This window comes from Bacillus sp. CFBP9009, from assembly GCF_036541465.1.
In the GTDB taxonomy this organism is placed as follows: Bacteria; Bacillota; Bacilli; order Bacillales; family DSM-1321; genus Peribacillus.
Genome location: NZ_JAZHFU010000003.1, coordinates 204,603 through 231,367 on the forward strand (window position 1 = coordinate 204,603; position 26,765 = coordinate 231,367).

The 26,765-nt window shown below is 41.2% G+C and carries 26 protein-coding genes and 1 pseudogene; 17 read left to right on the forward strand and 10 right to left on the reverse strand.

Translation table 11 applies throughout. From position 1 onward, the window contains the following. Positions 1–102 precede the first annotated feature (102 nt). The 3 genes from V3595_RS10330 to V3595_RS10340 all read left to right on the forward strand — a co-directional run bounded on the left by V3595_RS10330 (position 103) and on the right by V3595_RS10340 (position 4,743). Positions 103–1,638, forward strand: a complete 1,536-nt coding sequence (locus V3595_RS10330; RefSeq protein ID WP_485907057.1) for an alpha-amylase family glycosyl hydrolase — start codon at positions 103–105, stop codon at positions 1,636–1,638. Positions 1,639–1,717: 79 nt separating this feature from the next. Next, the gene (locus V3595_RS10335; protein ID WP_485907059.1) at positions 1,718–3,367 is read left to right on the forward strand and encodes a glycoside hydrolase family 13 protein; all 1,650 of its coding nucleotides are present in this window, start codon (positions 1,718–1,720) and stop codon (positions 3,365–3,367) included. A gap of 332 nt (positions 3,368–3,699) precedes the next feature. Then, a complete protein-coding gene (locus V3595_RS10340) occupies positions 3,700–4,743 on the forward strand; it encodes a LacI family DNA-binding transcriptional regulator (protein WP_485907061.1) in 1,044 nt (347 codons plus the stop codon). A gap of 35 nt (positions 4,744–4,778) precedes the next feature. Here V3595_RS10340 and V3595_RS10345 read toward each other — a convergent pair whose 3' ends face one another. The 5 genes from V3595_RS10345 to V3595_RS10365 all read right to left on the reverse strand — a co-directional run bounded on the left by V3595_RS10345 (position 4,779) and on the right by V3595_RS10365 (position 8,455). Then, the gene (locus tag V3595_RS10345; RefSeq protein WP_485907578.1) at positions 4,779–5,558 is read right to left on the reverse strand and encodes an MBL fold metallo-hydrolase; all 780 of its coding nucleotides are present in this window, start codon (positions 5,556–5,558) and stop codon (positions 4,779–4,781) included. Positions 5,559–5,678: 120 nt separating this feature from the next. Further along, on the reverse strand, positions 5,679–6,554 hold the full coding sequence (locus tag V3595_RS10350) for an SDR family oxidoreductase (protein ID WP_214743716.1): 876 nt from the start codon (positions 6,552–6,554) through the stop codon (positions 5,679–5,681). 239 nt (positions 6,555–6,793) lie between these two features. Next, positions 6,794–7,285: a YajQ family cyclic di-GMP-binding protein gene (locus V3595_RS10355; RefSeq protein WP_063232211.1), complete on the reverse strand. Its 492-nt coding sequence runs from the start codon at positions 7,283–7,285 to the stop codon at positions 6,794–6,796. A gap of 103 nt (positions 7,286–7,388) precedes the next feature. Next, positions 7,389–7,520 (reverse strand): DUF3941 domain-containing protein, encoded by a 132-nt coding sequence (locus tag V3595_RS10360; protein ID WP_082196697.1) that lies wholly within the window; start codon positions 7,518–7,520, stop codon positions 7,389–7,391. A 68-nt stretch (positions 7,521–7,588) separates the two neighbouring features. Next, a complete protein-coding gene (locus tag V3595_RS10365) occupies positions 7,589–8,455 on the reverse strand; it encodes a DegV family protein (RefSeq protein WP_137017163.1) in 867 nt (288 codons plus the stop codon). Between the two features lie 157 nt (positions 8,456–8,612). Here V3595_RS10365 and V3595_RS10370 point away from each other — a divergent pair, with 157 nt between their 5' ends. Both V3595_RS10370 and V3595_RS10375 read left to right on the forward strand, forming a co-directional pair. Continuing rightward, positions 8,613–9,455, forward strand: coding sequence for a YitT family protein (locus V3595_RS10370; RefSeq protein ID WP_137017165.1), 843 nt, complete (start codon positions 8,613–8,615; stop codon positions 9,453–9,455). A 136-nt stretch (positions 9,456–9,591) separates the two neighbouring features. Beyond that, a pseudogene (locus V3595_RS10375) lies at positions 9,592–9,840 on the forward strand (KGG domain-containing protein); the annotation flags it as partial. Positions 9,841–9,890: 50 nt separating this feature from the next. Here V3595_RS10375 and V3595_RS10380 read toward each other — a convergent pair. The 3 genes from V3595_RS10380 to V3595_RS10390 form a co-directional block, all read right to left on the reverse strand. After that, positions 9,891–10,082 carry a DUF3813 domain-containing protein gene (locus V3595_RS10380; protein ID WP_137017169.1) on the reverse strand — a complete coding sequence of 64 codons (192 nt, stop codon included), beginning with the start codon at positions 10,080–10,082 and terminating at the stop codon, positions 9,891–9,893. Then, a complete protein-coding gene (locus tag V3595_RS10385; RefSeq protein ID WP_164468789.1) occupies positions 10,082–10,234 on the reverse strand; it encodes a hypothetical protein in 153 nt (50 codons plus the stop codon). The genes V3595_RS10380 and V3595_RS10385 overlap by 1 nt, the downstream gene beginning before the upstream one ends. Positions 10,235–10,337: 103 nt before the next feature. Further along, complete coding sequence (locus tag V3595_RS10390; RefSeq protein ID WP_485907064.1) at positions 10,338–11,153, reverse strand: Cof-type HAD-IIB family hydrolase; 816 nt, start codon at positions 11,151–11,153, stop codon at positions 10,338–10,340. 223 nt (positions 11,154–11,376) lie between these two features. Between V3595_RS10390 and V3595_RS10395 the strand changes: the two genes are divergently transcribed. The 3 genes from V3595_RS10395 (at position 11,377) to moaA (ending at position 13,689) form a co-directional block, all read left to right on the forward strand. Continuing rightward, positions 11,377–12,165 carry an alpha/beta fold hydrolase gene (locus V3595_RS10395; RefSeq protein WP_485907066.1) on the forward strand — a complete coding sequence of 263 codons (789 nt, stop codon included), beginning with the start codon at positions 11,377–11,379 and terminating at the stop codon, positions 12,163–12,165. A 95-nt stretch (positions 12,166–12,260) separates the two neighbouring features. Next, positions 12,261–12,569 carry a metal-sulfur cluster assembly factor gene (locus V3595_RS10400; RefSeq protein ID WP_133348747.1) on the forward strand — a complete coding sequence of 103 codons (309 nt, stop codon included), beginning with the start codon at positions 12,261–12,263 and terminating at the stop codon, positions 12,567–12,569. Between the two features lie 106 nt (positions 12,570–12,675). Continuing rightward, on the forward strand, positions 12,676–13,689 hold the full coding sequence (gene moaA / locus V3595_RS10405; RefSeq protein ID WP_485907067.1) for a GTP 3',8-cyclase MoaA: 1,014 nt from the start codon (positions 12,676–12,678) through the stop codon (positions 13,687–13,689). Between the two features lie 242 nt (positions 13,690–13,931). Here moaA and V3595_RS10410 read toward each other — a convergent pair whose 3' ends face one another. Next, positions 13,932–14,621, reverse strand: coding sequence for a Crp/Fnr family transcriptional regulator (locus V3595_RS10410; protein WP_137017178.1), 690 nt, complete (start codon positions 14,619–14,621; stop codon positions 13,932–13,934). Between the two features lie 232 nt (positions 14,622–14,853). Between V3595_RS10410 and argC the strand changes: the two genes are divergently transcribed. The 8 genes from argC (at position 14,854) to V3595_RS10450 (ending at position 24,611) form a co-directional block, all read left to right on the forward strand. Then, positions 14,854–15,891, forward strand: a complete 1,038-nt coding sequence (gene argC / locus V3595_RS10415) for an N-acetyl-gamma-glutamyl-phosphate reductase (RefSeq protein ID WP_485907069.1) — start codon at positions 14,854–14,856, stop codon at positions 15,889–15,891. Positions 15,892–15,907: 16 nt separating this feature from the next. Next, positions 15,908–17,140 carry a bifunctional ornithine acetyltransferase/N-acetylglutamate synthase gene (argJ, locus tag V3595_RS10420; RefSeq protein ID WP_485907071.1) on the forward strand — a complete coding sequence of 411 codons (1,233 nt, stop codon included), beginning with the start codon at positions 15,908–15,910 and terminating at the stop codon, positions 17,138–17,140. A gap of 12 nt (positions 17,141–17,152) precedes the next feature. Further along, complete coding sequence (gene argB, locus V3595_RS10425; protein ID WP_485907073.1) at positions 17,153–17,926, forward strand: acetylglutamate kinase; 774 nt, start codon at positions 17,153–17,155, stop codon at positions 17,924–17,926. Then, the gene (argD, locus tag V3595_RS10430; protein WP_485907075.1) at positions 17,923–19,074 is read left to right on the forward strand and encodes an acetylornithine transaminase; all 1,152 of its coding nucleotides are present in this window, start codon (positions 17,923–17,925) and stop codon (positions 19,072–19,074) included. Before argB ends, argD begins: the two co-directional genes overlap by 4 nt. 81 nt (positions 19,075–19,155) lie before the next feature. Further along, entirely contained in the window at positions 19,156–20,238 is a 1,083-nt protein-coding gene (locus tag V3595_RS10435; protein WP_485907077.1) for a carbamoyl phosphate synthase small subunit, read from the forward strand. Beyond that, on the forward strand, positions 20,231–23,350 hold the full coding sequence (gene carB / locus V3595_RS10440; RefSeq protein ID WP_485907078.1) for a carbamoyl-phosphate synthase (glutamine-hydrolyzing) large subunit: 3,120 nt from the start codon (positions 20,231–20,233) through the stop codon (positions 23,348–23,350). The genes V3595_RS10435 and carB overlap by 8 nt, the downstream gene beginning before the upstream one ends. Further along, positions 23,347–24,306 (forward strand): ornithine carbamoyltransferase, encoded by a 960-nt coding sequence (argF, locus tag V3595_RS10445; protein WP_048686903.1) that lies wholly within the window; start codon positions 23,347–23,349, stop codon positions 24,304–24,306. The genes carB and argF overlap by 4 nt, the downstream gene beginning before the upstream one ends. A gap of 125 nt (positions 24,307–24,431) precedes the next feature. Then, on the forward strand, positions 24,432–24,611 hold the full coding sequence (locus tag V3595_RS10450; RefSeq protein ID WP_034314546.1) for a YjzC family protein: 180 nt from the start codon (positions 24,432–24,434) through the stop codon (positions 24,609–24,611). A 54-nt stretch (positions 24,612–24,665) separates the two neighbouring features. Here the strand turns inward: V3595_RS10450 and V3595_RS10455 are convergent, their stop codons facing one another. Beyond that, the gene (locus V3595_RS10455) at positions 24,666–25,424 is read right to left on the reverse strand and encodes an IclR family transcriptional regulator (protein ID WP_350301729.1); all 759 of its coding nucleotides are present in this window, start codon (positions 25,422–25,424) and stop codon (positions 24,666–24,668) included. Positions 25,425–25,816: 392 nt separating this feature from the next. Between V3595_RS10455 and V3595_RS10460 the strand changes: the two genes are divergently transcribed. Continuing rightward, positions 25,817–26,764, forward strand: coding sequence for a fumarylacetoacetate hydrolase family protein (locus V3595_RS10460; protein WP_485907080.1), 948 nt, complete (start codon positions 25,817–25,819; stop codon positions 26,762–26,764). The last annotated feature ends 1 nt before the right edge of the window (position 26,765 follow it).

A 26,765-nucleotide genomic window follows, 5' to 3' on the forward strand; every position in this document is an offset into this window, starting at 1 on the left:
TTTGTCCCTTTAGTGTAAAGTTTTTTATAAATTGGATTTGACGTTAAGGGGTCAAAAGGCTAATCTTAAAGGCGTAAAGAGATAGCTAGGAGGAGAGCGGATATGAGAAAAAGAGTGTTATCACTCGCTTTAATTCCGTTGCTTCTTTTTTACGCCATTCCAGTAGGAGCAGCTGAAAAAGAACAACGAACTTGGAAGGATGAAATCGTATATTCATTATTGGTCGACAGATTTTTCGATGGGAATACTCAAAATAATGGAGATGCGAACGTGAATGACCCTTCCGCGTTTAATGGTGGTGATTTCGAAGGCGTCACGAAGAAACTTAATTATTTAAAAGATATGGGTTATACCGCTATCATCCTTTCACCGATTTTCGCTAATGATGAAAATGGCTATCATGGCGATTGGGTGGCCGATTTTTATAAAACGGATAAACACTATGGGACAATGAAAGAGTTTAAAAAACTCGTGAATGAGGCACATAAACGCGATATGAAGGTGATCATTGATTTTCAAGCAAATAATGTGGGTCCTGACTCCACTTGGCTGACCGATCCCAAAAAACAAGATTGGTTCCATGAAGAAAAAAAGATTTCCAAGGACGGTAGCCAAGCGGATTTGGAAACAGGCTGGGTCGATGGACTTCCCGATTTGAATCAAGATAATGAGGAAACAAGAAAATATTTACTGGATGCTGCCAAATGGTGGATAACGGAAACCGATATTGATGGATACCGTATAAATAAAGTCCAATACGTAGCGAAGGATTTTTGGAAGGAATTTGTGGATGCAGTTAAATCTGAAAAATCAAATTTCTATACAATCGGCGATGTACAAGGTGATGCCGAATTGATTTCAAGCTACAAAGAGACGGGTATCGATGCTTTTATGGCTTATCCGCAAAATTCAGAGCTACGGGAAGCATTTGCTGCACCCGATAAAGAATTGAAACCTGTTTTTGATGCGTTTGCGAAAAGCGAAGATGAATTAGGGGGCAATGCCCATCAGGCTTTGTTCATGGATACGCAGGGAATGCCCCGGTTTACAAAGGATGCAGCCGACCATAACGAAAATCCAGGTTCCAGATGGAGAATGGCGCTGTCGTATCTATATACGATGCCAGGGGTGCCAATCGTATTTTATGGATCTGAAATTGCCTTGAACGGCGATATTGCCCCGGATAATCATAAATTGATGAATTTTAAGACAGAACAGGAATTGGTGGAATATATAACAAAGCTTTCTGACCTCAGAGACATGTACCCAGCATTGAAAAAAGGGGATATGGAGCTTTTATATGAAAAAGGTGGAGCTTCGGTATTCAAGCGTGTATATGGTGAAGAAACGATTGTCGTCGCCATGAACAATACGACTGAAACTCAAACGATAAACCTTACTGATAAGGAACTTGAAAGCAATAAAGAGTTGAGAGGTATGCTGAATGGGGATCTGGTCCGCAGTAAGGACAACAGTTACTCTATCGTAATCGACAGGGAGACGACGGAAGTCTACACGCTGTCACCTAAGTCGATTATTAATATTCCTTACCTGTTAGTTATAGGATTGGTTCTTCTTATTTTTGGTATATTCATTGCTTTGGTTATTAAGCGTTCAAAACGGAACCAACCAAAATAATCATATGCCTCTCGATTGTCGGTAGCCGCCAAACATTGTCCCTAAGGCTTTGTGGAAAACAGGATCGGGAGGTTACAGCATGAATAAGACCTGGTGGAAAGAAGCGGTTTGCTATCAAATATACCCGCGCAGTTTCATGGATAGTAATGGTGATGGAATCGGCGATATAAAAGGATTGATATCAAAGCTTGACTACCTGCAGGATTTGGGGATAGATGTTATTTGGATTTGTCCATTTTATAAATCGCCCAATGCGGATAATGGCTATGATATTAGTGACTATCAAGCAGTTTCCGATGAATTCGGTTCAATCGAAGATATTGATCTGTTATTGAAAGATGTTCACGGCCGTGGGATGAAGGTAATACTCGATCTTGTTTTGAATCATACAAGTGATGAGCACCCCTGGTTCGTCGAGTCACGTTCTTCCCGTGATAATCCGAAACGGGATTGGTATATATGGAGGGATGGGCAGGACGGCCGTGAGCCTAATAATTGGGAAAGCATCTTTTCCGGAAGTGCCTGGAAATTCGATGAAAGGACCAATCAATACTATTTACATTTATTTGCCGAAAAGCAGCCAGACTTAAACTGGAAAAATCCTGATGTGCGAAAGGCATTATATGAAATGGTCAATTGGTGGCTCGATAAGGGAATCGATGGCTTCCGGATTGATGCGATCACGCATATTCATAAGCGTGAAGGCCTTCCGGATATGCCCAATCCTTATTGGCATCAGTATGTGCCTGCGTTTGAAATGCATACCAATCAGGACGGGATTCTGGATTACCTTCAGGAGTTGAAAGAAGAGACTTTCTCTAAGTATGATATCATGACGGTCGGTGAGGCCAATGGCGTCAGGATTGAGCAGGCGGAAGAATGGGTCGGGGAATCGAATGGGAAGTTCAATATGATTTTTCAATTTGAACATCTTGGACTTTGGAATAGGGGACAGAATCACGATGTTGATGTTCAAGGGTTAAAGCGCACAATGACCAAATGGCAAAAGGGGCTGAAAAACAAAGGATGGAATGCTTTGTTTTTTGAAAATCATGACCAGCCGAGAAGTGTATCCACCTGGGGAAATGATCATCAATATTGGTTGGAAAGCGCAAAAATGATAGGGGCCCTATACTTTTTCATGCAAGGGACACCTTTTATTTATCAAGGTCAGGAAATTGGCATGACGAATGTCCAGTTTGATTCGATTGATGATTATGATGATGTCGGAATGAAAAACTTTTACCGGATAGAGACCTCGAAAGGTCGTCCTCATGATGAAATCATGAACATTATATGGCATAGCGGCCGTGATAATTCACGAACACCGATGCAATGGAACGATATTGAAAATGGCGGATTCACCCATGGAACACCTTGGATGAAGGTTAATCCGAATTATCGCGCCATTAATGTAGAACAGCAGAAAAATGACCCGTCATCCATTTATCATTTTTATAAAAAGATGATTGAACTTCGAAAAAAACATCAGGTCCTCGTTTATGGGGAATATGAATTGTTATGGGAAGATCACCCTGAACTTTATATTTATACAAGAAATATGAATGATAATTCAGTTATGGTAGTATGTAACTTTAGTATGAATCACCATCAAATCGACCTTTCTTATTGGGGGAAAATGGAACTTTTACTAGCTAATTATGATGATTGCCCTAAGGTGTCCCTTATTGATTTACGTCCATATGAAACGAGGATTTATCGTTATTGATTGCTATGGACTTGATTGGAAATTAGCTTAAAACCTATGTAGTTAGTCGTCTGACTTCTTATTTTCCAATACACCTGTCGTTTTTTAAGAAGCTGATCATACATCAGCTTCTTTTTGAATTTTAAAACATAGATGAAAAAAACGGAAAAGTAAGTATTTTCTGAAAAATTGAACAAACATTAAAAAAAGTATGGATATAACTATTGAACTGAGTGTATTATGAATACATACAAAATGTATAAATATAAAACAAATATTAAAGAAGTGTTTATTGGTATTCACCTTTTTAAAAAATGAAGTCAATAAAGGCTAAGAGGGGAGAGGGGAAATGCATGGCCATCACAATAAAAGATGTGGCACAGCTAGCGAATGTTGCTCCTTCAACAGTTTCTCGAGTGATTGCAAACAATCCTCGGATAAGTGAAAAAACAAAGGTACGGGTACGTAAGGCGATGACTAAATTAGGATACCATCCAAACTTCATTGCACGTAGTCTTGCCAATCAATCGACCAGGATCATTGGTTTGGTAATGCCAAGTTCGTCAAATGATTATTATCAAAATCCCTTTTTTCCGACGATCCTCCAGGGTCTAAGTGAGGGAGCCCAGGAAAATCACTATTCCCTGTTGCTAAGCACGGGAAAAACCGAAGATGAAATCTACGAAGGAGTAGTGAATATGGTGCAGGGGGGGATGGTGGATGGAATAATCCTGATGTATTCAAGGATGAACGATCACATTCTGACCTATTTGAGAGAAAGGGCTTTTCCATTTGTAATCATTGGGAAACCCTATGATTACATCGAGGAGATAACATATGTTGATAATGATAATGTCTTGGCAGCCGAACAGGCAACGGATTACCTCATACAGCTAGGGCATGAAAGGGTTGGATTCATCGGAGGTGATGTAACCCTTGTGATGACCCTTGATCGCTTATCAGGATATGAACGGGCATTGGAGAGGGCTGGAATCGATCGAAGGATGGAATATACCCTGCATGAAGATTTTTTGCATGAAGGGGGACAAGCCGCTGCAAAAAGGTTACTATCCATCGATGAACCACCTACCGCTTTGGTGGTTAGTGATGATCTCATGGCACTTGGCATCGTGCATTCACTTCGCGAGATGGGCGTGCGCACTCCTGAAGAAATGTCAATCGTCAGCTTCAATAACGTTCTTTTCTCTGAACTGTCATTACCGGCCCTGACTTCCGTAGATATTAATATTTTTGATTTGGGATATCAGGCCGCTAAGGGCATCATTCACATGCTGCAGACTGGGGATGCTCCTGCCGGGACCATCATTCCACATCATTTCGTGGAAAGGCATTCCTGCAGATCGATCAAGCAAGGTGCAATGGCCATGACTTATTGACGAAAAGGGCATTGCAAGAGCAATGCCTTTTTTTGCTAGAAATGTACGCTGAAACTTTTGAATGCATGTACACCCGTTCCGTGTCTGACTAATTTATTCTCTTTAAGATATTGAATGGCTGCAAGAACTTCTTCAAGGATCTTTGGTTCGAGGCCGAGTTGGTTGTGTCCGCCATAGATTTTGGAGACTGCCTTGATCTTTGCGATTTTTTCTAACGAATTAACAAGGTCTTCAGGGCTCGTCGAGGGATAAAATGCATAAACGGGGGTATCTGAATAAAGCAGGTCGCCAGTGAATAAATAACCTGTTTCATTATCCATAATTGAGATGTGGCCAGGTGAATGCCCAGGCGTGTGATAAATGATTAAACTACGGTTCCCAAGATCGATCGTGTCCCCATCCGATAAGAGCCTATCAGGGTACCCCTGGTATGGCTTGTATGTAAAAGGATCGAATGATTCCGGTACGGGTATAGTGATATCCCGGGCCATGTTCTTTCTTATTTGTTCCAAGGACAAACCTTCAATGCCGTTGATCAGCCAATTGGCATCATCACGATGAACATAAATGGTATCATAATCACCGTGACCGCCAATATGATCCGCATGGACATGTGTGGTCAGGACGATAATCGGAAGGTCGGTAAGCTGGTCTGTAATCCCCTTAATCGAACCGATGCCTAACCCTGTGTCGATTAACGCAGCCAGGGTCTCCCCAAGTAATAAAAAGGAATGAACTTTCTCCCAATGACCATATTCACTGATTGCAAACGTTTTTGAGTCCAATTCCTGAACGGTGAACCATGGATCTACAATTTTTTTCAAAAATGACTCCACTCCTTCCCATTCATATATTCCGTGTTAACCGGAAATATCCTGCTTGAAAGAGTAAAAGCAGTGGATTTGTGAAATCCACTGCTTTTGGAAAGGTAAGGCTTATCCGTTTACAACGGTCCCGCCGTTAACATGGATGACTTGTCCGCTGACATAGGATGAATCATCACTTGCCAAATATACATAGGCTGGTGCCAATTCCTCTGGCTGCCCTGCACGGCCCATTGGAGTATCCTGTCCAAATTTGGCAACATCCTCTTCACCAAATGAGGCAGGAATCAGCGGTGTCCAGATCGGGCCTGGAGCCACACCGTTCACTCTGATGCCATCTTTTGAGATGGAGTTCGACAGGGCTCTTGTAAATGCCAGTATTGCACCTTTTGTTGAAGAGTAATCGATTAGTTTTGGGTTGCCCTGATAGGCTGTGATAGAGGTTGTATTAATGATGCTGCTTCCTTTTTTAAGGTGCTTCAATGCAGCTTTAGTTAAGTGGAACATCGAGAAAATATTAGTGCGGAACGTTTTTTCCAATTGTTCAGCTGAAATGTCCAGGATACTTGTCTGCACATGCTGTTCTCCGGCATTGTTGACTAGAATGTCCAAACCGCCAAATTCATCAACCGTTTTTTTGACGACATCCTGGCAGAAGGCTTCATCACCGATATCACCGGAAATGAGTAAACATTTCTGGCCTTCTTTTTCGATCAATTCTTTTGTCGCTTTGGCATCCTCGTGTTCATCCAAGTATGCAACTGTCACATTCGCTCCTTCTTTAGCGTAGTAAATGGCAACTGATTTACCGATTCCGCTGTCTCCTCCTGTAATGATTGCCGTTTTACCTTTTAATTTGCCGCTTCCTTTGTAGGCAGCTTTAACTGAATCAGGGTTCGGTTCCATTTTTGTTTCCAATCCAGGTTGATGCTGCTGATGTTGAGGTGGAAATCCTTGTTTGTTCTGATTTTGGTTTTGAGTAGTCAAGATATAAACGCCTCCCATTTAATTATCTACGCTTTTTCTATTCCTTCTTTTAGGAAAAAGAAAACATGGAAAAAATGCCCAAAGTAAGTATTGTTTAATGTTTTAACTGAAGGGAACATGACTAGTCTTTCCATGTTCCATGAAGGCGATTCATTTGAAGAAAAGTGGGGATGAACGTTGATGGAGGCAGTTGCAACAAATAAAAAAAGACCCACCCAAAGCAGGTGAGGCCTTCATACTTAGCGGTAATTTAGGAATTGTACATCAATGGACAGATCAGCGCCCCGGATCGCGGAAATGATTCCTTGTAAATCATCCCGGTTCTTACCGGTAACCCGGATTTGATCATCCTGGATTTGGCTTTTCACTTTAAGACCGCTATTTTTAATGATGGTATTAATTTTTTTTGCTTGCTCCTTATCGATGCCTTGAATTAACTTGGCCCGTTGGCGAACGGTTCCGCCAGAAGCTCCTTCTAATTTGCCATAATCCAGGTTCTTGACGGGTACGTCACGTTTAATGAGCTTACTGATGAGAACATCCTTCAGCTGTTCGAGCTTATATTCATCGTCGGATACTAGAACCAGGTCTTCTTTTTCAATGGTGATGCTGCTTATGCTCCCTTTAAAATCATAGCGAGTCTGTATTTCCTTCATAGCCATGGTAACTGCATTCGTTACCTCTGAAAAGTCTACTTTCGAAACAATATCAAATGAATTTTCCTTTGCCATCACTTACCTCCAGCAGGGTTTATTTCCTTTATTATAGAGAAAGTGTGATAGGAAGACAACTATATAAACGATATTAAAAAAGCGAGGGGACAAGCCCCGCGCTTCATTTATGGTCCGTTTTCTTCGAATAGGAGTGCTTACCTGCAGTAAGGTTTTCCTGATAAGCGATATTTTTTTCAGCATTTCTCGCTTGGTTATCTTTTGGCCTTTTATTGTCATCGGTTGTTTTGGACATAGTGAAAACTCCCTTCCATTATCTGATCAATATATATTGTTCACAATTATGGAAGGGAGTATGTATGTTTATGATTTCTCAGGGGTATCGTTTAAGAAGAAGAGGGCAATTGTGCCAGGACCGGCATGTGCACCGATGACGGAACCAATTGTATGGATCATGAAGTCGGTTGTCCCGAATTCATTTTGGATGGCTTCCTTCCATTCCAGGGCCGTTGCTTCATCATCACCATGACTGATGGCAATCGTTTGGGTTGTTAAGTTTTTGCCTCTTTCGTGCATTAATTCGATTACACGTTTAATCAATTTCTTTTTGCCGCGTATCTTTTCAAGCGGAACAAGCTTTCCATCTTCAACATGCAATAACGGTTTAATGTTTAATAAACCGCCAACAAGGGCAGATGTCTTGGAGATGCGGCCGCCACGGGCCAGGTATTCTAGGTTATCTACAGTGAATAGATGCTCCATATGACGCGTTTGGAATTCGATGGCAGCCAGGATTTCTTCTTTAGTGGCACCGTTTGCTGCCAGATCGGCTGCTTTCTTTACAATTAAACCGACGCCCATCGAAGCACATTTCGTATTGACGATCTCAATGTCAAGGTCAGGGTACTCTTCCTTCACCTGATTAAGGATCATCACTGCCGTTTGATATGTTCCTGATAACTCAGAGGAAAAGGCAATATATATCCCTTGTTTTTTCTCCTTGGCAAACTGTGTGAAAAGTTCTATAAAGTATTCTGGGGAAGCTTGCGATGTTTTCGGAGCTTTTCCTTCAAGCATCGCCTGATAGACTTCGTGAGAATTAATAGTAAGTAAATCTTCATAATTTTCCCCGTCAAGATGGACTTGTAAAGGGATTAATGAAACATTGTTTTCCTTATAGAAAGACAACGGCAAATCACATGCACTATCTGCAAGAATTGTGATAGCCATAATACACCTGCTTTCTTTTTACAATTTTTAGAAAAATGAGTGGTCACTTTACTTTTTAGTGTAGCACGTAACGGTAAAAATTCAATCTCTACGTAAATAGAATAAATAATTAAGGGTAAAAAGATAATAGAATAAGGGTGAAATGGAGGTTTTTAGGATGTACAGTGGTGAAATGAAGAAAATTATCATAGTTGTGGTCGGAGCATTGCTTAATGCTATCGCAATGAACTTTTTTCTAATACCGGCAAACGTATATGCAAGCGGCTTTACCGGAGTGGCCCAGCTTCTATCGAGGATGATTGGTTCTTTTGCTCCTTTTAATGTATCGACAGGTATTCTATTGCTTTTATTGAACATTCCAGTAACGATCATTGCTTGGCGTAAGGTTGGAAAGTCTTTCACTTTTTATAGTTTCCTGAGTGTTGCCTTGATGTCCTTCTTTATGGAAATCATTCCGATTACACGTTGGTCACCTGACATATTATTGAATGCGGTATTTGGCGGAGTCATTGCTGCAGTAGGTGTGGGGATCACATTGAAATACGGTGCATCGACTGGAGGAATGGATATTATCGCCATGCTTCTTTCACGGAAGAAAGATAAACCTGTAGGTACTTATTTATTTCTGTTGAATGGCGTGATCATCGTAACGGCAGGTGCTGTTTATGGTCCGGAAAAAGCTTTGTATACACTTGTTACCCTTTATACATCGACCCGTGTCGTGGACGCGATACATACGCGTCATGAAAAGCTTACGGCCATGATCATTACAAAGAAAAGCGAAGAGCTTAAACAGGCAATCCATGCTAAGTTAGTTCGCGGAATTACAAGGGTTCCCGCAAAAGGTGCGTTCACTAACGAAACTAAGGAAATGTTATTGATTGTCATTACAAGGTATGAACTGTATGACCTTGAACGGATCATCAAGGAAGTGGATCCACACGCTTTCACAAACATCATAGAAACGTCAGGCATTGTTGGGACTTTCCGCAGGGAATGATATTAACAAAAAATCAAGGCCATTACACTTCTATTACACAAGGCAGTATTTGGGCGTTTTAAGTTTATTACCTGCACAAAACGGCTAATTCTTATATTGTAGCGCCAATTTAAAATCTTATGAAGGAGTGATGAAAATGGCTAACGACGAAAAAATGAGCAGACAGGAAGCAGGCCGTAAAGGCGGGGAAGCCACTTCTAAAAATCACGACAAGGATTTTTACCGGGAAATTGGGCAAAAGGGCGGAGAAGCCACATCGGATAATCATGATAAGGAATTCTATCAAGAAATTGGACAAAAGGGCGGAGAAGCAACTGCTGATTCCCATGGTAAAGACTTTTATAAAGAAATCGGTGAAAAAGGCGGTAAGGCACGAAATAACAATTGATGAAAATAAAGCGAAAGCCTCCAGGAATAATCCTGGAGGCTTTCGCTTTATTTAGAGTGGTTTTCCAGCTCTTCCTGAAGTTCCCGCAGTTGTTCTTTTTCGGCCTCGGTCGTATTGGCAAAGGCTGATGAAAGAGCGTTTTTAGCGATTTCCTCTGTCTTTTGCTGGTCACCGTCATGCTCAGAGTGGAGAGCTTCTTCAACAAATTCCCTAGCCTTCTGGAATAATTTGTTTCCCATTAGAAGCCACCATAGCTTTGTTCAGACATAATTCTTAACCTGTCTTTTTCAGCTTCTTCAAACGTAGTGTGATAAGGGATTTTTTCGGCATGCCTGGCAACACTTTCTTTGCCCTGCTGTACAAATCGTTTAGATTTACTGCTTTTACCCATTCTTATCTCCTCCGATTCTGAGCGTTGTCGACAACGGAATGAATCTGTTGTCCATATTAGTTTGGCTTGAAAGGTCGATATTATGAAGGTAAAAAATGACGTATTAGGCTTTTATATTGAATTTTTCTTCGAGGAAGACGGCTATACCATCTTCTTCATTCGTCAATGTAGTCGTATTTGCTACCGTTTTTACCGGTGAGATCGCATTTCCCATGGCCACCCCGGTTCCAGCGTATTCGAGCATTTCCAAATCATTATCTTCATCACCGAAAGCGATTATCCTGTTTTGAGGAATTTCCAGATAGTTGGATACGCGTTTTAGACCTACGGCTTTACTTAACCCGCTTTTTATTATTTCAATGATATGAAAAGGCTCTGCCCAGCGGCGATGATCGACCAATTCTGCGTGAACATCGGATAAATGCTGGCGAATCTGTCCTACGAATTCACTATCTGTGTGAATTAGCATCGAAGTTGGGGAATCCTGAAGGTAATTGCGCAAGTCACCTGTCTTCATGATCGGATTTCCTAAATTGAACATGTTCATCAATTTTTCATCATGATAATGGACATAAACTTCATCCCGGACTTCTGCGATGATGTTGTGATATTTAAACTGATCACACGCTTCGACAATATCTTTCGCAACATTTATATCCAGCGGAGAGTGGTATACCCCCCAGCTTGTATGTAATGGGTGATGGACGAAAGCGCCATTGAAATTAACGATTGGTGTAGTCAACCCCAATTCCCTGTAATAAAGTTCACTTGAGCGAAAGGGACGCCCGGTGGCGATCATAATTTCGTGTCCATCTTCTTTTAGTTTCAGTAGTGTTTTTTTAGTCCTTGAAGAAATTGTTTTGTTATCTGTAAGTAAAGTACCATCAAGATCCAATACGATCAAATGTTTCTCAGCCATGTACACACCTTCTGTTCTTTTTGATTTCATTATATGCGAATATTGTTAAGCCTATTTTAAAGTAAATGTAAATCTTTTTCATTCTTTATGCATTCCTGTATGATATTACTATATCCAGGATTATGATAATTAAAGCGAAGCTCAGGTTTAAAGGAATGAAATGATAATGCCATTTTGATAATGGTATTGGAAAGACCGGAACAAATTATTCGGAGGGGTTAACTTGATAATAATTGAAAAAGAACTAATTGGACATATTCCTGTATTGCACCTAGGTGAAGAAACCACATTCAAACAGGAATTGCCGCTTATTATTTTTATACATGGTTTTCAAAGTGCAAAAGAACACAATCTACACTATGCTTATTTATTGGCTGAAAAGGGGTTTCGTGTGCTTCTACCCGATGTGATTCATCATGGGGAAAGGGAAGCCGGTTTAAGTGATTCTCAAATGATGCCCCGTTTTTGGGAAATGGTTTTACAGACAATCCAGGATTTATCTTTGCTGAAGGATGATTTATTATCCCGAAAATTAATTGATCCCGACAGAATTGGCGTAGCGGGTACTTCCATGGGGGGAATAGTAACTAATGGGGCCTTGGCTGCTTATGAATGGATTTCCGCCGGAGTCAGTTTAATGGGTAACCCATCATATGTCGCGTATGCAGAGCTCCAAATGGCGGAGATTAAGAAAAGGAAAGTTAATTTCCCAACTACTGATGAGGAAGTTGCCAAGGTGATTGAACAGCTCAAGCCATTTGATTTGAGTCTTAATCAGGATAAGCTTTCCGACCGTCCGCTTCTTTTTTGGCATGGTGCCAAAGATCCGGTTGTGCCTTATCAACATGCATACCGTTTTTATGAAGGGGTCAAAGCAGGGTATGATGAGGCAGATGAAAAAATTGATTTTATCCTTGACCCTAAGGCTGGACATAAGGTCAGTAGAGAAGGAGTGCTTAAGACAGCAGACTGGTTCGCGAAACATTTACTGTCAGCTGTGCAAAATGCTTAAGTACTCACACAAAATCTGTTATGATGCTTATACGGACATAATGATGAAACCGATAATCTAAAACGAACAGATTATCCATAAAAGGAGTGATCGAAGTGGATCAAGATACAAAAGACATTATTTTTGGAGCTTTGGAGCAGGTCATTGACCCTGAGCTTGGTATAGATATCGTTAATTTAGGCTTGGTATATGATGTGGATATGGATGAGGAAGGTCTGACTACAGTTACGATGACATTGACAGCAATGGGCTGTCCGATGGCTGGGACGATCGTCGATCAAGTTAAATTGGTTCTGGAAGATATCCCCGAGGTCAAGGAAACGGATGTGAAGATTGTCTGGAGTCCGCCATGGACGAAAGACAAAATGTCCAGATATGCTAAAATTGCATTAGGTATCAAATAATAACTCTATAATAGAAATAAAAAGCCAGTCAAAAAAAGTGAATCCATTCAAGGAGCCACTTTTTATGGTCTGGTTTTTTCTAATACTTTCGGCTAGGAGTGGTTAATTGAACAGTCAAATTAAAGATTCATTGGACAGGCCACTAAGGGATTTAAGGATTTCAGTCATAGATCGCTGTAACTTTCGCTGCCAGTATTGCATGCCTGCTGAAATTTTTCACGAGAATTTTCAGTTCCTGCCTAAAAGTGAGCTATTATCTTATGAGGAAATTGTAAGGCTTTCTAAAATATTCGCAGGCTTAGGGGTAAAAAAACTAAGGTTGACTGGCGGGGAACCATTACTCCGGAGAGATCTTACCACTCTGATTTCAAATCTCGTTAAAATTGAAGGTATTGAAGATATTGGACTGACCACGAATGGGGTCTTCTTGAAAAAACATGCCGTAAATTTGAGGGAAGCTGGTTTGCAAAGGGTGAATATCAGCTTGGACAGCCTCGATGACGACCTTTTCAAGAAGATGAACGGCAGGGATATCGGCATAAAGCCAGTTATTGAAGGCATAGCTGCTGCCAAGGAAGCAGGGCTTGGCGTTAAAGTGAATATGGTTGTGAAAAAAGAAACCAATGAATCTCAAATCCTGCCGATGGCCCGATTTTGTAAAGATGAGGGCATTCAATTACGCTATATAGAATTCATGGATGTCGGACATACAAATGGCTGGCAGTTGAAGAATGTCATTACGAAAAAAGAACTGCTAGCGATGCTCCAAACCGAATTCGATCTTGAACCGGTTGAAGAAGATTATTTTGGAGAGGTGGCAAAACGCTTCCGTTATAAGGGCACTAATGCAGAAGTGGGCTTCATAACCTCGGTATCCGAGTCCTTTTGTTCAAGTTGTACACGGGCACGTCTTTCTGCTAATGGAAGTTTATACACATGCCTGTTTAATGGAAAGGGACATGACTTGAAGTCATTGCTCCGTTCCGACATGACAGATGAAGAATTGACCGGGTTCATCATTTCACTTTGGAACCGTAGGGACGACCGCTATTCGGATGAGCGGGCAGCGGGAACGGTGAAGAAACAGGAAAAAATCGAAATGTCATTCATTGGCGGGTAATCGAATGAGTAAAAAAAAAGGGATGGCAGCTATGCCATCCCTTTTTTTGTATAGTTGTCAGGAACTGATGTCTGTCAGTCATGGACGAAATCGATTTTTATACTTTTTTTATGCATTTTTATATAGGACACAAGGTAATGAAAATAATTCAATGGTCCTAGGGATGGATTTAGCCTGAAAGAAACTCCAATCATTTTAAGAACAGTAAGGCATTATGTATTGCTGCTTTTTATGGGAGGGGTTCAATCTATGGTACAGATTTCTATTGGACAGTTTTCACAGTCGATTTCCTGTTTCAAATAGTCAAAGTCAAGAATCGTAATGCGTCCCTTTTTAATGGAGATGACATTGTTTTTCCTTAATTGAGCAAGCATTCGATTGACCACCTCGCGGGATGTTCCGCAAAAATTGGCGAGTTCTTGGTTTGTAAAGGGAAGATTGATAACTTTACCGTCTTCTGCTTCAGTGCCATAGCTATTTGATAAACGGATGAGGGTGGAGTAAAATGCACCTTTCTTACCGTGCAGGAGCATATCGCGGAATTTAGCCTGATTTTTACGGTTTTGAGCGGATAACCATGTCATCATCTCGACTGCAAGATGGCTATCGGAGGCGATTTTTTCTTCTAATGCTTCTTTGGAGATAACCGCAACAGTTCCATCTTCCATCATTTTTGCATTCATCATATATTTAGGATTTTGAGAAAACAAGACGGTTTCCCCAACCAAATCATTCTCTGAACTAATGCGTATAGTTAATTCCCGACCGTCGGGAACAACCTTGCTCACTTCCACTTTCCCTTTAATAATGTAATACAAATCACTTGCTGGGGTGCTCTCCTGAAAAAGGTAGCGCCCTTTTTCCATATGTTTAACTTGTTGTTTATTATCTAAAATTGCATGCATTCGATTGGATAACGATAATTCATTCATGCATATGACCACCTTTCAGATAGCGTCATTACTCAATTACTACCTTTGATTTAAACGGAAAAAACCCTAGTAGTCAACAAGTTTGGATAATTCTAGGAATTTTGGTGGATAATTTTTCATGTAAAATTTATGTTTCAAATTTTATAAAAATACATTTGATTTTATTTTTATTCAGTCATATAATAATAGAATCAAAGAATGACAGGGACCTGAAATTATAGGAGATGGTTTTATGAACGTATCAATAGTAGGTGCAACGGGTTATGGAGGAATGGAACTAATAAGATTTTTGAATAATCATCCGCAATTTAAAATAAAATCATTGCATACTTCATCCCAATTTGGTCGAAGTTTATATGAAGATAATGCACATTTAATGCATATGAAAGATACATTAGAAAAAATTGATCCGGAAGCGATTGCAGAAAAATCCGATATTGTATTTCTTGCAACTCCTTCCGGTGTTTCCTCGCAATTGATTTCGGAATTTTCTGACCTTGACATTAAAGTGATCGACCTATCAGGAGACCTCAGGCTTCAAACTCCAGGTGAATACGAGCACTGGTATAAAAAGCCGGCTGCGCCTCAGCATATTATTGAAGAGGCCGTATACGGGTTGTCTGAATGGAATGCCGAAGCAATAAAAAAAGCGACGATTATTGCAAATCCTGGGTGCTACCCAACCGCTTCACTATTAGGTCTTGCCCCTTTATTCACTGAAGGATTGGCGGGAGCAGCTGCCGATGTGATCATCGATGCAAAATCCGGGGTTTCAGGGGCGGGTAAATCACTTTCGGCAATTACCCATTATAGTGAAATGAATGAGAACTTTAAGATATATAAGGTAAATCAACATCAACACATACCTGAAATCGAACAACAGCTTGGGCGATGGTCATCAGGTTTACAGCCTATTACCTTTAATACACATCTTGTTCCAATGACGAGAGGGATTATGGCTACGATGTATATTAAGGTAAATCGGGAAACCTCAAATGTTGAATTAAAGGATTTATACGAAACCGTATACGAGAACCACCCATTTGTCCGGGTACAGCCACTTGATCGCTTTCCATCCACGAAACAGGTATATGGATCGAACTTTTGCGACATTGGCGTCGATTATGATGAAAGGACAGGTAAGGTAACGGTGGTTTCGGTAATTGATAATTTAGTGAAGGGTGCTGCAGGGCAGGCCATTCAAAATGCAAATATATTAATGGGACTAGAAGAAACGGCAGGACTATGGAACAGTCCGCTATATCCGTAAACTTTGGAGGGAAACAATGAATACACTACAGCAAGTTGAAGAAATCAAACATATTCAAGAAGGAAACATTTTAATGCCCCAAGGGTTCCAAGCGTCAGGTGTCCATGCAGGATTACGCTATTCTAAAAAGGACGTTGGCATCATTTTTACCGATGTCCCAGCATCAGCCGCGGCCGTTTATACACAAAATATAGTTCAAGCAGCTCCAATCAATGTAACGAAAGACAGCATTGCCGTTACTGGGAAATTACACGGCATTGTAGTGAATAGTGCTTGTGCGAATGCTTGTACAGGTGAACAGGGTTTAAAAGATGCAAAGGAAATGAGGAAGCTTGCTGCTCAAAAGTTCGGTTTGGAGGACCATTCATTTGCAGTGGCTTCAACGGGAGTCATAGGGGAATTCATGGAAATGGAAAAGGTAAGGAAAGGCATAGAGTCATTGCAGCCAGAAAATACACCTGAAGCTGCTGAAGCTTTTGGTACAGCCATTTTAACAACGGATATCGTAACGAAGAGCTGTGGTTATGAAACAATCATTGACGGTAAAACCGTGAAAATGGGCGGTGCTGCAAAGGGCTCGGGAATGATTCATCCAAACATGGCCACAATGCTCGGCTTCATTACGACAGATGCTGTAATTGAACCGGCTGATTTACAGCAAGCACTATCCTCGATTACCAATGATACATTCAATCAAATCACGGTTGATGGCGACTGTTCAACGAACGACATGGTGTTGGTGCTCGCGAATGGAGAAGCGAACAATGAACCTTTGACACCTGACCATCCGGAATGGTCCATCTTCCTGGAATTATTAAAGCAAACTTCGGAAAATCTCGCCAAACAAATTGCGAAAGACGGAGAAGGTGCCACAAAACTGATAGAAGTGAATGTTCATGGCATGAATACGAAACAAGATTCACAGATGATGGCGAAGACGATCGTTGGGTCAAATCTAGTGAAAACGGCAGCTTTTGGAGCGGATGCAAACTGGGGACGAATCATTGCTGCGATGGGAAGAAGCGGAGTGGTATTCAATCCGGATCAAACTACGATCGTTTTTGGTGACATTGTCGTACTTAAAGATGGTGAGCCAATCATGTTTTCTGAGGAAGATGCCAAAGCATACTTGGAAAATGAAAGTATCATCATTCATGTTTATTTGAAAGATGGTAATGAATCAGGCACGGCATGGGGCTGCGATTTAACCTATGATTATGTGAAAATAAACGGAAGCTATCGTTCGTAAGAGGTGAAAAGTATGAACATATTAGTCATTAAGTGCGGCGGCAGCATCATTAACGAGTTATCGGAGTCGTTTTTCAATAGTGTTAAAGAGTTACAAAACCGCGGCTACCATATCGTCTTTGTGCATGGAGGCGGCCCTGATATAAATTCAATGCTTGAAAAATTTAAAATTGAACCTGTATTTGAAGATGGGTTAAGAAAAACGACCACTGAAGTGTTGGAAATTGTGGAACTTATGCTGGCAGGCAAATCAAACCGCAGCCTTGTTCATAAATTGGAAGCACATGGCATCAAGGCAGTCGGTTTAAATGGCTCTGACGGCGGAATTCTCACAGGTGATTATATCGATGAACAGAAACTTGGAGCTGTTGGTGAAATACAACAAGTCAATACGGAATTATTCGGACTTTTATTCGAAAAAGGTTATTGTCCGGTATTGACGCCAATTGCAACTACCGAAGAAGGCACTAAATTAAATGTGAATGCTGATATGGCTGCAGGGTCCGTAGCCAAGGCACTATCGGCCGATATGTGTTTATTTGTGACCGATGTTAAAGGGGTCTTGAAGAACGGGCAGATCATTGAGAAATTGAATGAAACGGAAACGAAGAATATGATCATGGATGGAAGTATCCATGGGGGAATGATCCCGAAGGTCAATACAGCGTTGTCGGTGCTGAATAAAGGGATTGAAGAAGTGATGATCGTTAGTGGGAAAGATCATTTTTATCAAGGCGGTCAATTCATCGGTACGAAATTTCTTCAGGAGGAAGGGGTATTACAATGAGTTCTTTATTTCCAACATATGCAAGGTGGAACATTGAGCCAAGAAAAGCGTCAGGATTGAAGATTACGAGTGTAACAGGTAAAGAGTATTTGGATTTCACATCCGGAATCGGGGTACTGAATCTTGGACATTGTCATGAGAAGGTAAAAATGGCCGTCACGGAACAGCTTGATAAATATTGGCATGTATCGAATATGTTTCAAAGTTCCATACAGGAACGGACAGCAAAAATGCTGGCTGATGCCTCTGGTTTAAGTCAGGTGTTCTTTGCCAACAGCGGTGCCGAGGCGAATGAGGCAGCTATCAAACTAGCACGTAAAGCTACCGGGAAAAGCAAAATTGTCACATGTCAGCAGTCTTTCCATGGTCGTACGTTTGCAACGATGGCTGCAACGGGGCAGGAAAAAATCAAGACTGGTTTCGGACCGATGCTAGCTTCGTTCGAATATGTTCCATTTAATGATAATGAAGCCATGACAGCAGCCATTGATGAAAGTACGGCAGCTGTAATGATTGAAATCGTTCAGGGAGAAGGCGGCATCCATGTTGTACAGCAATCATATCTGGACGCGATTCAAACTAAATGCCAAGAACACGGAGTTCTCCTTATCATAGATGAAATTCAGACTGGGATAGGGCGTACAGGGAAACCATTCGCATTCCAGCATTTCAATATCCAACCGGACATCATCACTTCTGCAAAAGGGCTGGGAAATGGCCTGCCAATCGGGGCGATGATTGGGAAGGAAGCGCTGTCTGAGTTCTTTAACCCTGGTAGTCATGGATCCACTTTTGGAGGTAATCCCGTCAGTGTCTCAGCAGCCGAAGCCGTGTTAAAGGAAATTTTCCATTCAGGGTTTTTAAAAGAAACAGTGAAAAAGGCTGAATACCTTAAAAGCGAATTGACAAAAGCATTGAAGGGCATGGAAGAAGTGAAAGAGATTCGCGGTCTGGGAATGATGGTCGGAATTGAGTGTAAACAAGATGTTCAGGTGTTTTTAATGGAACTGCAAGAAGAGGGCTTACTTGTATTGAGTGCAGGTCCTAAAGTACTTCGTTTACTCCCATCCCTGACAGTTACCGAATCGGAGATCGATAAGGCGATAAATAAAATTAAAAAAGTATTGGCAATAAAACAAATTGTCTAAATTTGTTGAATTTTTATAGAACAAAATGAATAATTATGCTATTGTATATATAAATATACATCATCTAAAGAGGTGAAGATCATGAAAAGCTATCTATATTTAGAGAATGGTTCCGTCTTTGAAGGGGAACTGCTGACTAAATCGACTGAAAAAACAATCACTGGAGAGATTGTATTTTTCACAGGAATGACCGGATATCAAGAAGTGTTGACAGATCCTTCATATAAGGACCAGATTGTCATCTTCACATACCCGCTAATCGGAAATTACGGAATCAATGAACATGATTTTGAAAGTAAGAAGCCGCATGTTGCCGGTGTGATTGTATATGAAGGAAATATGAGCCATTCCCATTATCAAGCTGAATATTCACTTGGTGAATATTTAGACAAGTGGAACATCCCTCTTTTAAGCCATGTTGACACAAGAGCGGTCGTTAAGAATATAAGACAGGAAGGTTCCATGCAGGCAGTCATCACAGCAGAAGAAAAATACACAGTCGTACCCGGCCTGAATGGTTTATCAGCCCATGTAGCTGAGGTATCCACAAAGGTTGTCGAGAGCTTTGGGGAAGGCGACAAGCACATTGTGATGATGGATTTCGGCTATAAAAAATCCATATTGGATTCATTGGTCGAGCAAGGCTGCCGAGTCTCTGTCGTACCATTCGATACGGAATTCGAGCAAATCAAGGACTTGAAGCCAGATGGTATTTTGCTTTCAAATGGGCCTGGGGATCCAAAACAGCTTGAATACCTCTTAGGAAACATTAAAAAGATCATTACGAATTTTCCAACGATGGGCATCTGCCTCGGTCATCAATTAACGGCCCTTGCCTTAGGCGGAAATACAAAAAAAATGCTGTTTGGACATCGCGGTGCGAATCAGCCCGTGGTCGATTTGAAAACGAAAAAGGTGTATATGAGTTCGCAGAATCATAGTTATGAGGTTGATGAACCGAGCCTGCAAGGAACATCACTGCAAGTGAGATTCAGAAACGTGAATGATAACACGGTTGAGGGGCTCATGCATGAAGACTTGCCAATCTTCACTACCCAGTACCATCCAGAGGCAAATCCAGGACCTATCGAGAGTTCATTACTATTCAACGACTTTTTACAAATGATAAATGATTATAGCGGGAGAGAAAAAGCTTATGCCTAAGGACGACACGATACAGACCATTTTAGTGATTGGTTCGGGGCCGATTGTCATCGGGCAGGCCGCCGAATTCGATTATGCAGGTACACAGGCCTGCCTTGCTTTAAAGGAAGAAGGGTATAAAGTTATACTGGTCAACAACAATCCAGCAACGATCATGACTGATGATATGAATGCGGATGCTGTCTATTTCGAACCTTTAACAGTTGATGTACTGGAAAAGATCATTTCCAAAGAAAAGCCGGATGGTCTGCTCGCTACATTAGGCGGTCAAACAGGATTGAATCTTGCTTATCAATTGGATGATGCTGGAGTACTTGAAAAATATAATGTCAAATTATTGGGAACTCCGATCGACTCCATCAAAAAAGGGGAGGATCGTGAACTGTTCCGTGAGTTGATGTTTGAAATAGGTGAACCCGTTCCCGACAGTACGATTGTCCATACACTTGAAGAAGCGCTGGGTTTTGCCGACAAAATCGGTTTCCCCATCATCGTTCGTCCCGCTTATACACTCGGCGGAACTGGCGGTGGTATTGCCGATTCACTGGACACGTTTAAGGAACTTGTACGGGGCGGACTTCAAGAAAGCCCGATTACACAATGCTTGATTGAAAGAAGCATAGCTGGTTATAAGGAAGTCGAATATGAGGTTATGCGAGATGGAAACAATACGTGCATTACCATCTGTAATATGGAAAATATCGATCCGGTAGGGATCCATACAGGTGATTCAATCGTCGTGGCACCATCACAGACTTTATCGGACGATGAGTTTCAGATGCTGCGTGCCGCATCCATTAAAATCATTTCTGCTTTAGGTATCATAGGCGGCTGTAACATTCAATTTGCCCTTGATCCGAATAGCAAGCAATATTATTTAATAGAAGTAAACCCGCGCGTCAGCCGTTCATCGGCACTGGCTTCCAAAGCAACAGGTTATCCTATAGCACGCATAGCCGCAAAGCTCGCTGTCGGCTACGATTTATCGGAGCTCATCAATCCAGTAACGAAAAGCACTTATTCAAGCTTCGAACCTGCTCTTGACTACGTAGCGGTGAAGTTCCCGAGGTGGCCATTCGATAAATTCACTACCGCCAACCGCAAATTGGGAACACAGATGAAGGCGACTGGTGAAGTGATGGCTTTACACCGCAGCTTTGAAGGGGGAGTCCAAAAGGCCGTCGATTCTTTGGAATTGAAAACGATTGGGCTGCAGCTATTATCGCTGAAAAATAAAACGGTTCCTGAACTTTGGGGAAAGCTTGCCGAAAAATCTGATGAACGAATATTTGTCATTTTTGAAATGCTTAGAAAAGGCGTGACGATTGAAGAAATCCATGAAGCGACAGCCATAGATTATTTCTTCCTTAAATCCTTTGCGTCATTGATCCAGTACGAATTGGAGATTGAATCTAAGGCAATCGATCAGGTAACAAAGGAAGAACTGCAGACATACAAGGAAAAGGGCTTTTCCGACCGCTATCTTGCTTCCGTATGGAAAGTAAGTGAGATGGAAGTGAGAGCACACCGCAAGTCACTGGGTCTTACGGCTGTCTACAAAACGGTTGATACATGTGCAGCCGAGTTCGAATCACATACGAACTATCACTATTCAACATATTTTGGTGAGAACGAACAGAAAAAAACTGATAAAAAGAAAGTCTTGATGATTGGCAGCGGTCCGATCCGCATCGGACAGGGAATAGAATTTGATTACTGTTCGGTTCACGGTGTTTATGCACTCCAGGATGAAAATGTTGAAACGATCATGATCAATAATAATCCGGAAACGGTAAGCACGGATTTTGCGACGGCAGATCGCCTTTATTTCGAACCGTTGACTCTTGAATATGTTCTTAATGTAATAGAAGCGGAAGATATTAAAGATGTTATCGTCCAATTTGGTGGGCAGACTGCGATAAACCTGGCAAAAGGCCTGGAAGAATACGGTGTCAATTTGTTGGGGACTTCCTTCGATACACTTGATCAATTAGAAGATCGTGATCGTTTTTATCAGCTTCTTCAAAAACTGGATATCCCGCATGTACCGGGTTCTATGGCTAATGGTGAAGAACAATTAATTGCAAGTGCAGAGGCAATCGGCTTTCCGGTGCTCTTACGCCCATCCTATGTAATTGGCGGCCAGGGAATGGAAATCATCCGCTCCAAGGAAAGCTTGTTGAATAGAATGGCAAATGGAACGGCACTTGTCTATCCAGTGTTGATCGATTCCTATATTCCAGGGAAGGAAGCCGAAATCGATTTGATTGCGGATGGAAATGATGTATACATTCCCATCATTGCCGAACATATAGAGAAAGCAGGCGTCCATTCAGGGGATAGCATGGCATTATTGCCAGCTCAATCCTTAACGGATGAAATCAAAGATAAAATGACCCTTTATGCTAAAAAACTAGTTAGTGAACTTGGTTATAAAGGACTTATGAACATCCAATTCGTGATTGAGGGAAATAGTGTATATGTATTGGAAGTGAATCCTCGTGCAAGCCGGACAATTCCAATCATCAGTAAAGTGACCGATGTATCCTTGGTGCAAATAGCGACAAAAATATTGCTTGGGAAATATTCATTGTCGAATGCGTTCGAAAAAACGGGCTTAATGGATGAAATTCCATATGCAGTCGTCAAATATCCCGTATTCTCTACATTTGCACTAAGCGGACTTGATTCCAAGGTAGGTCCGGAAATGAAATCAACAGGTGAAGGAATCGCCATCGGGGAAACGGTAAATGAAGCGTTGACAAAAGTATTCCATGCTCAAAAAGCTAAACATACTACTGGTGTTTATCAATCAGAATCTGTCCAATTAAGTGAAGATTTGTTAGCCCAAATCAAAGAAGCAGGTTTGATATTGGGGAATTCGGATTTTGATAAATGGTTAAATGAAGGAAATGCGGCGGTCGTTTTGGCATATGGAACAACGGAGGAAGATAAGAAGCTAAGGTTACTTGCAGCGAAATACCGACTGCTTGCATTTACGGAAGAAGAGACGTTCAAGGCCTATCTACAATCGGTAGAAAAAGCTGATCCAGGGGTTAACTCGCTTCAGGAATGGCTTGTACCATATTTGAAAGGAGTGTCACACGTATGAGTTCAATGACGGCACCGACACAAGCGAAGATTTTAAATGGAAAAGATTTTTTGACCATGAAGGAGTCTACACCAACGGCAATTGCAGATTTGTTAAAACTGGCGCAGACCATTAAAGGCAAATTGCAAGCTGGTGAAGAATATACGCCTTTAAAAGGGAAAACGCTGGGGATGATCTTTGAAAAATCGTCTACCCGTACCCGTGTTTCTTTTGAAGTAGGCATGATGCAGCTTGGCGGACACGCTTTGTTCCTAAGTGGCAATGACTTGCAAATTGGACGTGGTGAAACTATTTCCGATACTGCAAAAGTCCTTTCTGAATATATTGATGGCATCATGATTCGTACCTTCGAGCATGAAAAAATCCTGGAATTGTCAGAAAATGCTTCTATCCCAGTCATCAATGGGTTAACAGATCTTGCCCATCCTTGTCAGGTGCTTGCTGACTTCTTGACGATCATCGAGATAAAAGGGCAGCTAAAAGGCTTGAAGATGAGTTATATCGGTGATGGCAATAATGTTGCCAATTCATTGATGGTAGGCTGTGCAAAAATGGGAATGGATTTTTCCATTGGATGTCCTGACGCCTACAAACCTGATGAAAAGGTCGTCGCCTATGCTAAAAAAGTGGCAGAAGAGACTGGCAGTGAAATTTTGGTGACAACCTCGGCTTCGGAAGCCATAAAAGATGCGGATATCGTCTATTCCGATGTTTGGACCTCCATGGGGCAGGAAATCGAGAATGGTATCCGCTTAGAAGCTTTTAAAGATTATCAAATCAATGGTGAGCTAGTAAAACTTGCTAAAGAAGATTATTTATTCATGCATTGCCTGCCTGCACATCGGGAGGAAGAGGTTACGGCTGAAGTCATCGATGGACCTAATTCCGTCGTTTTCCACCAAGCCGGAAATCGTCTGCATGCCCAAAAGGCGGTCCTTGTGGACTTAATGTCTTAACCAAAAAAAGCGTCTGCTCTCTGAGCGGACGCTTTTTTGATTCAAGCAGCTTTCCTAATTTTTCTGACATGAAAGGAAGGAACCTGGTAATAATAACAGGGAAAGCATGTAAAGGGGTGAAATCTATGGGGCAAAATCGTCAATTTAAGCCAGGTCAGAAGGCACCGAATAATGGGACCTACGTAGAAATCGGTGAAACGGGCAGCACGGTAGTGAATCCGAAAATGGTAAAGCTTGATGCAGGGGATTCTTTTCCTGAAACATCCAATCATAACCGGATATGGACATATAAGCGGAAGCCATGAAACATCTAAAAGCAGGAAAAAGGAATGATTGCCATCCTTCTTCCTGCTTTTTTTCTATTCAGCGGAATAACCGAATATATTCGATATTTCCAAACAGCACTTCCTTAAATAATGGCTTAAAGGATCTTCATGATGATCAGGAATGCTCTCGGTGAACCCAACGGCAGTGATCGCTCCCAATAATTCCGAATTATAATTAAAAACCGGAATGGACATGGAGGAAACGGATGGTACAAGAGGCTCTTTGGCAAAAGCTATTTTGTATTTCCGAATTTCATCATATTCATTTGTTTCTTTAAGGAACGAACCTGTAACATTACGATCTTTTTCAATCCATTCCGCCGTCAATGAAGGATCCTGAAATACAGTGAATACCTTTCCGGAAGAGGATGATGGCGGAAGTCGCGTACCTAACTGTGCCCCGATGTTTAAGTTTTGGTTGGAATTCCATATTTTTGCAGTGATTGGTCCATCATATGTCCAAACGGAAAAAAGGACCGTGCAAGAAGTATGGTGACTGATTTCCTGTAAATAAGGAGTTATTCTGCTCGTTACATCCTCATTTCCTATCGCTGCCATTCCGTATTGAATCAATTTGCTCCCAAGGTGATACATACCGGTTGTCTTATCGCGATATAGTAGCTCCAGTTGAGTCAAAGTATTCAAATACTTATATAGGTTACTTTTCGTTATTTCCGTTAATTCCTGTATATCAGAGAATCTTAAAGGAGTTCTTTGGGAAGCAAGTAAATCTATGATGCTCATTCCTATTTGTAATGATTGAATCGTCGAACCGGATTTTACGATTTCCATAAATCAATCTCCCTAATCTGTTTTAATTTAGGTCTAGTATATCAGAATCTGTAAAATATAAATGAAATTTAGCAGAAAAACCGCCGGCTGCTTGAAGCTATCAATATCCTTTCCTATTAAAAAAATAACTTTAGCGCAGTTTTTATTGATTCCGAAGTGCTGATAATGGTGTAGATGATAACATTTGCACAAAAATTTGCAATACTTTCTTGACAATATTCCGAAAATTGAGTTATTATTTATATAAATAGTGAACAGTGTTATCTATAAGTGAAATCGATAAGATATACAGTCATTCAAATACTGGTATGCGAAGCGAATCCAGCAGAATCAGGATGGTGGCATCAAAAAGAGGTATTAAAAAAATCCAGATAAATAAAGGAGAATGAAATATGAAATTAGTAACTTTCAGCAGTCAAGGATTTAAACGTATTGGTGCAATTTACCCGAATAATGTAGTAGTTGATTTGAACTATGCCTATCAAGCGCTTCTTGAAAGCGAAGGGAAACTTCGCAGTGAACAAATCGCTGACGCGTATGTCCCTGCAACAATGGAGGAGTTTTTACAGGGAGGGAATGAAAGCCTTTCCATCGCGCAAAAGGCTGCGGACTACGCAGTGAACAATCGTGATTCCTTCAGACATAAATTGGTACATGAAATTGAAAATATAAAGCTTGAGGCCCCTGTCCAAAAGCCAAGCAAAATTATTTGTGTCGGACATAACTACCGTGAGCATATTGCTGAAATGGGTCGTGAACTGCCGCCATTCCCTGTGGTATTCGCAAAGTTCGCCAATACAGTAATCGGTCCCCAGGATGATATACCGTTTTTCCCAATCTCTGAACAACTGGATTATGAAGCGGAATTCGCTTTTGTAGTCGGACAAAGGGCACGTAATGTTTCAAAAGAAGATGCTCTTGATTATGTAGCTGGTTATACAATTGCGAATGATGTCACTTACCGTGATATCCAACGGCGTACACTTGAGTGGCTACAAGGGAAAACGGTTGAAGGAAGTGCTCCGATGGGGCCCTGGTTAGTCACTTCCGATGAACTTTCCGATCCATCTGGCTTAAATGTCCGATTAACGGTAAATGGTGAAGAACGCCAAAAAACGAATACATCCAACTTCGTATTCGATGTGAAGTATCTAGTTGAATTCTTATCGAACTTAATGACTCTTGAACCAGGTGACATCGTCCTCACAGGAACACCGGGTGGGGTAGGAGTAGCCCGTGATCCACAAGTGTTCTTAAAAGATGGTGACGTTGTCAAAATCGAAATCGACAAAATAGGTTATCTTGAAAACCGTGTGCGACGTGTCGGGGAGGGAAAATAAA

Coding starts and splice junctions, on each gene's coding strand:
- V3595_RS10330 (WP_485907057.1), top strand. CDS start 103: ATGAGAAAAAGAGTGTTATCACTCGCTTTAATTCCGTTGCTTCTTTTT.
- V3595_RS10335 (WP_485907059.1), top strand. CDS start 1,718: ATGAATAAGACCTGGTGGAAAGAAGCGGTTTGCTATCAAATATACCCG.
- V3595_RS10340 (WP_485907061.1), top strand. CDS start 3,700: ATGGCCATCACAATAAAAGATGTGGCACAGCTAGCGAATGTTGCTCCT.
- V3595_RS10355 (WP_063232211.1), bottom strand. CDS start 7,285: ATGGCAAAGGAAAATTCATTTGATATTGTTTCGAAAGTAGACTTTTCA.
- V3595_RS10360 (WP_082196697.1), bottom strand. CDS start 7,520: ATGTCCAAAACAACCGATGACAATAAAAGGCCAAAAGATAACCAAGCG.
- V3595_RS10365 (WP_137017163.1), bottom strand. CDS start 8,455: ATGGCTATCACAATTCTTGCAGATAGTGCATGTGATTTGCCGTTGTCT.
- V3595_RS10370 (WP_137017165.1), top strand. CDS start 8,613: ATGTACAGTGGTGAAATGAAGAAAATTATCATAGTTGTGGTCGGAGCA.
- V3595_RS10380 (WP_137017169.1), bottom strand. CDS start 10,082: ATGGGAAACAAATTATTCCAGAAGGCTAGGGAATTTGTTGAAGAAGCT.
- V3595_RS10385 (WP_164468789.1), bottom strand. CDS start 10,234: ATGGGTAAAAGCAGTAAATCTAAACGATTTGTACAGCAGGGCAAAGAA.
- V3595_RS10390 (WP_485907064.1), bottom strand. CDS start 11,153: ATGGCTGAGAAACATTTGATCGTATTGGATCTTGATGGTACTTTACTT.
- V3595_RS10410 (WP_137017178.1), bottom strand. CDS start 14,621: ATGAATGAATTATCGTTATCCAATCGAATGCATGCAATTTTAGATAAT.
- argC (WP_485907069.1), top strand. CDS start 14,854: ATGAACGTATCAATAGTAGGTGCAACGGGTTATGGAGGAATGGAACTA.
- argJ (WP_485907071.1), top strand. CDS start 15,908: ATGAATACACTACAGCAAGTTGAAGAAATCAAACATATTCAAGAAGGA.
- argB (WP_485907073.1), top strand. CDS start 17,153: ATGAACATATTAGTCATTAAGTGCGGCGGCAGCATCATTAACGAGTTA.
- argD (WP_485907075.1), top strand. CDS start 17,923: ATGAGTTCTTTATTTCCAACATATGCAAGGTGGAACATTGAGCCAAGA.
- V3595_RS10435 (WP_485907077.1), top strand. CDS start 19,156: ATGAAAAGCTATCTATATTTAGAGAATGGTTCCGTCTTTGAAGGGGAA.
- carB (WP_485907078.1), top strand. CDS start 20,231: ATGCCTAAGGACGACACGATACAGACCATTTTAGTGATTGGTTCGGGG.
- argF (WP_048686903.1), top strand. CDS start 23,347: ATGAGTTCAATGACGGCACCGACACAAGCGAAGATTTTAAATGGAAAA.
- V3595_RS10450 (WP_034314546.1), top strand. CDS start 24,432: ATGGGGCAAAATCGTCAATTTAAGCCAGGTCAGAAGGCACCGAATAAT.
- V3595_RS10455 (WP_350301729.1), bottom strand. CDS start 25,424: ATGGAAATCGTAAAATCCGGTTCGACGATTCAATCATTACAAATAGGA.
- V3595_RS10460 (WP_485907080.1), top strand. CDS start 25,817: ATGAAATTAGTAACTTTCAGCAGTCAAGGATTTAAACGTATTGGTGCA.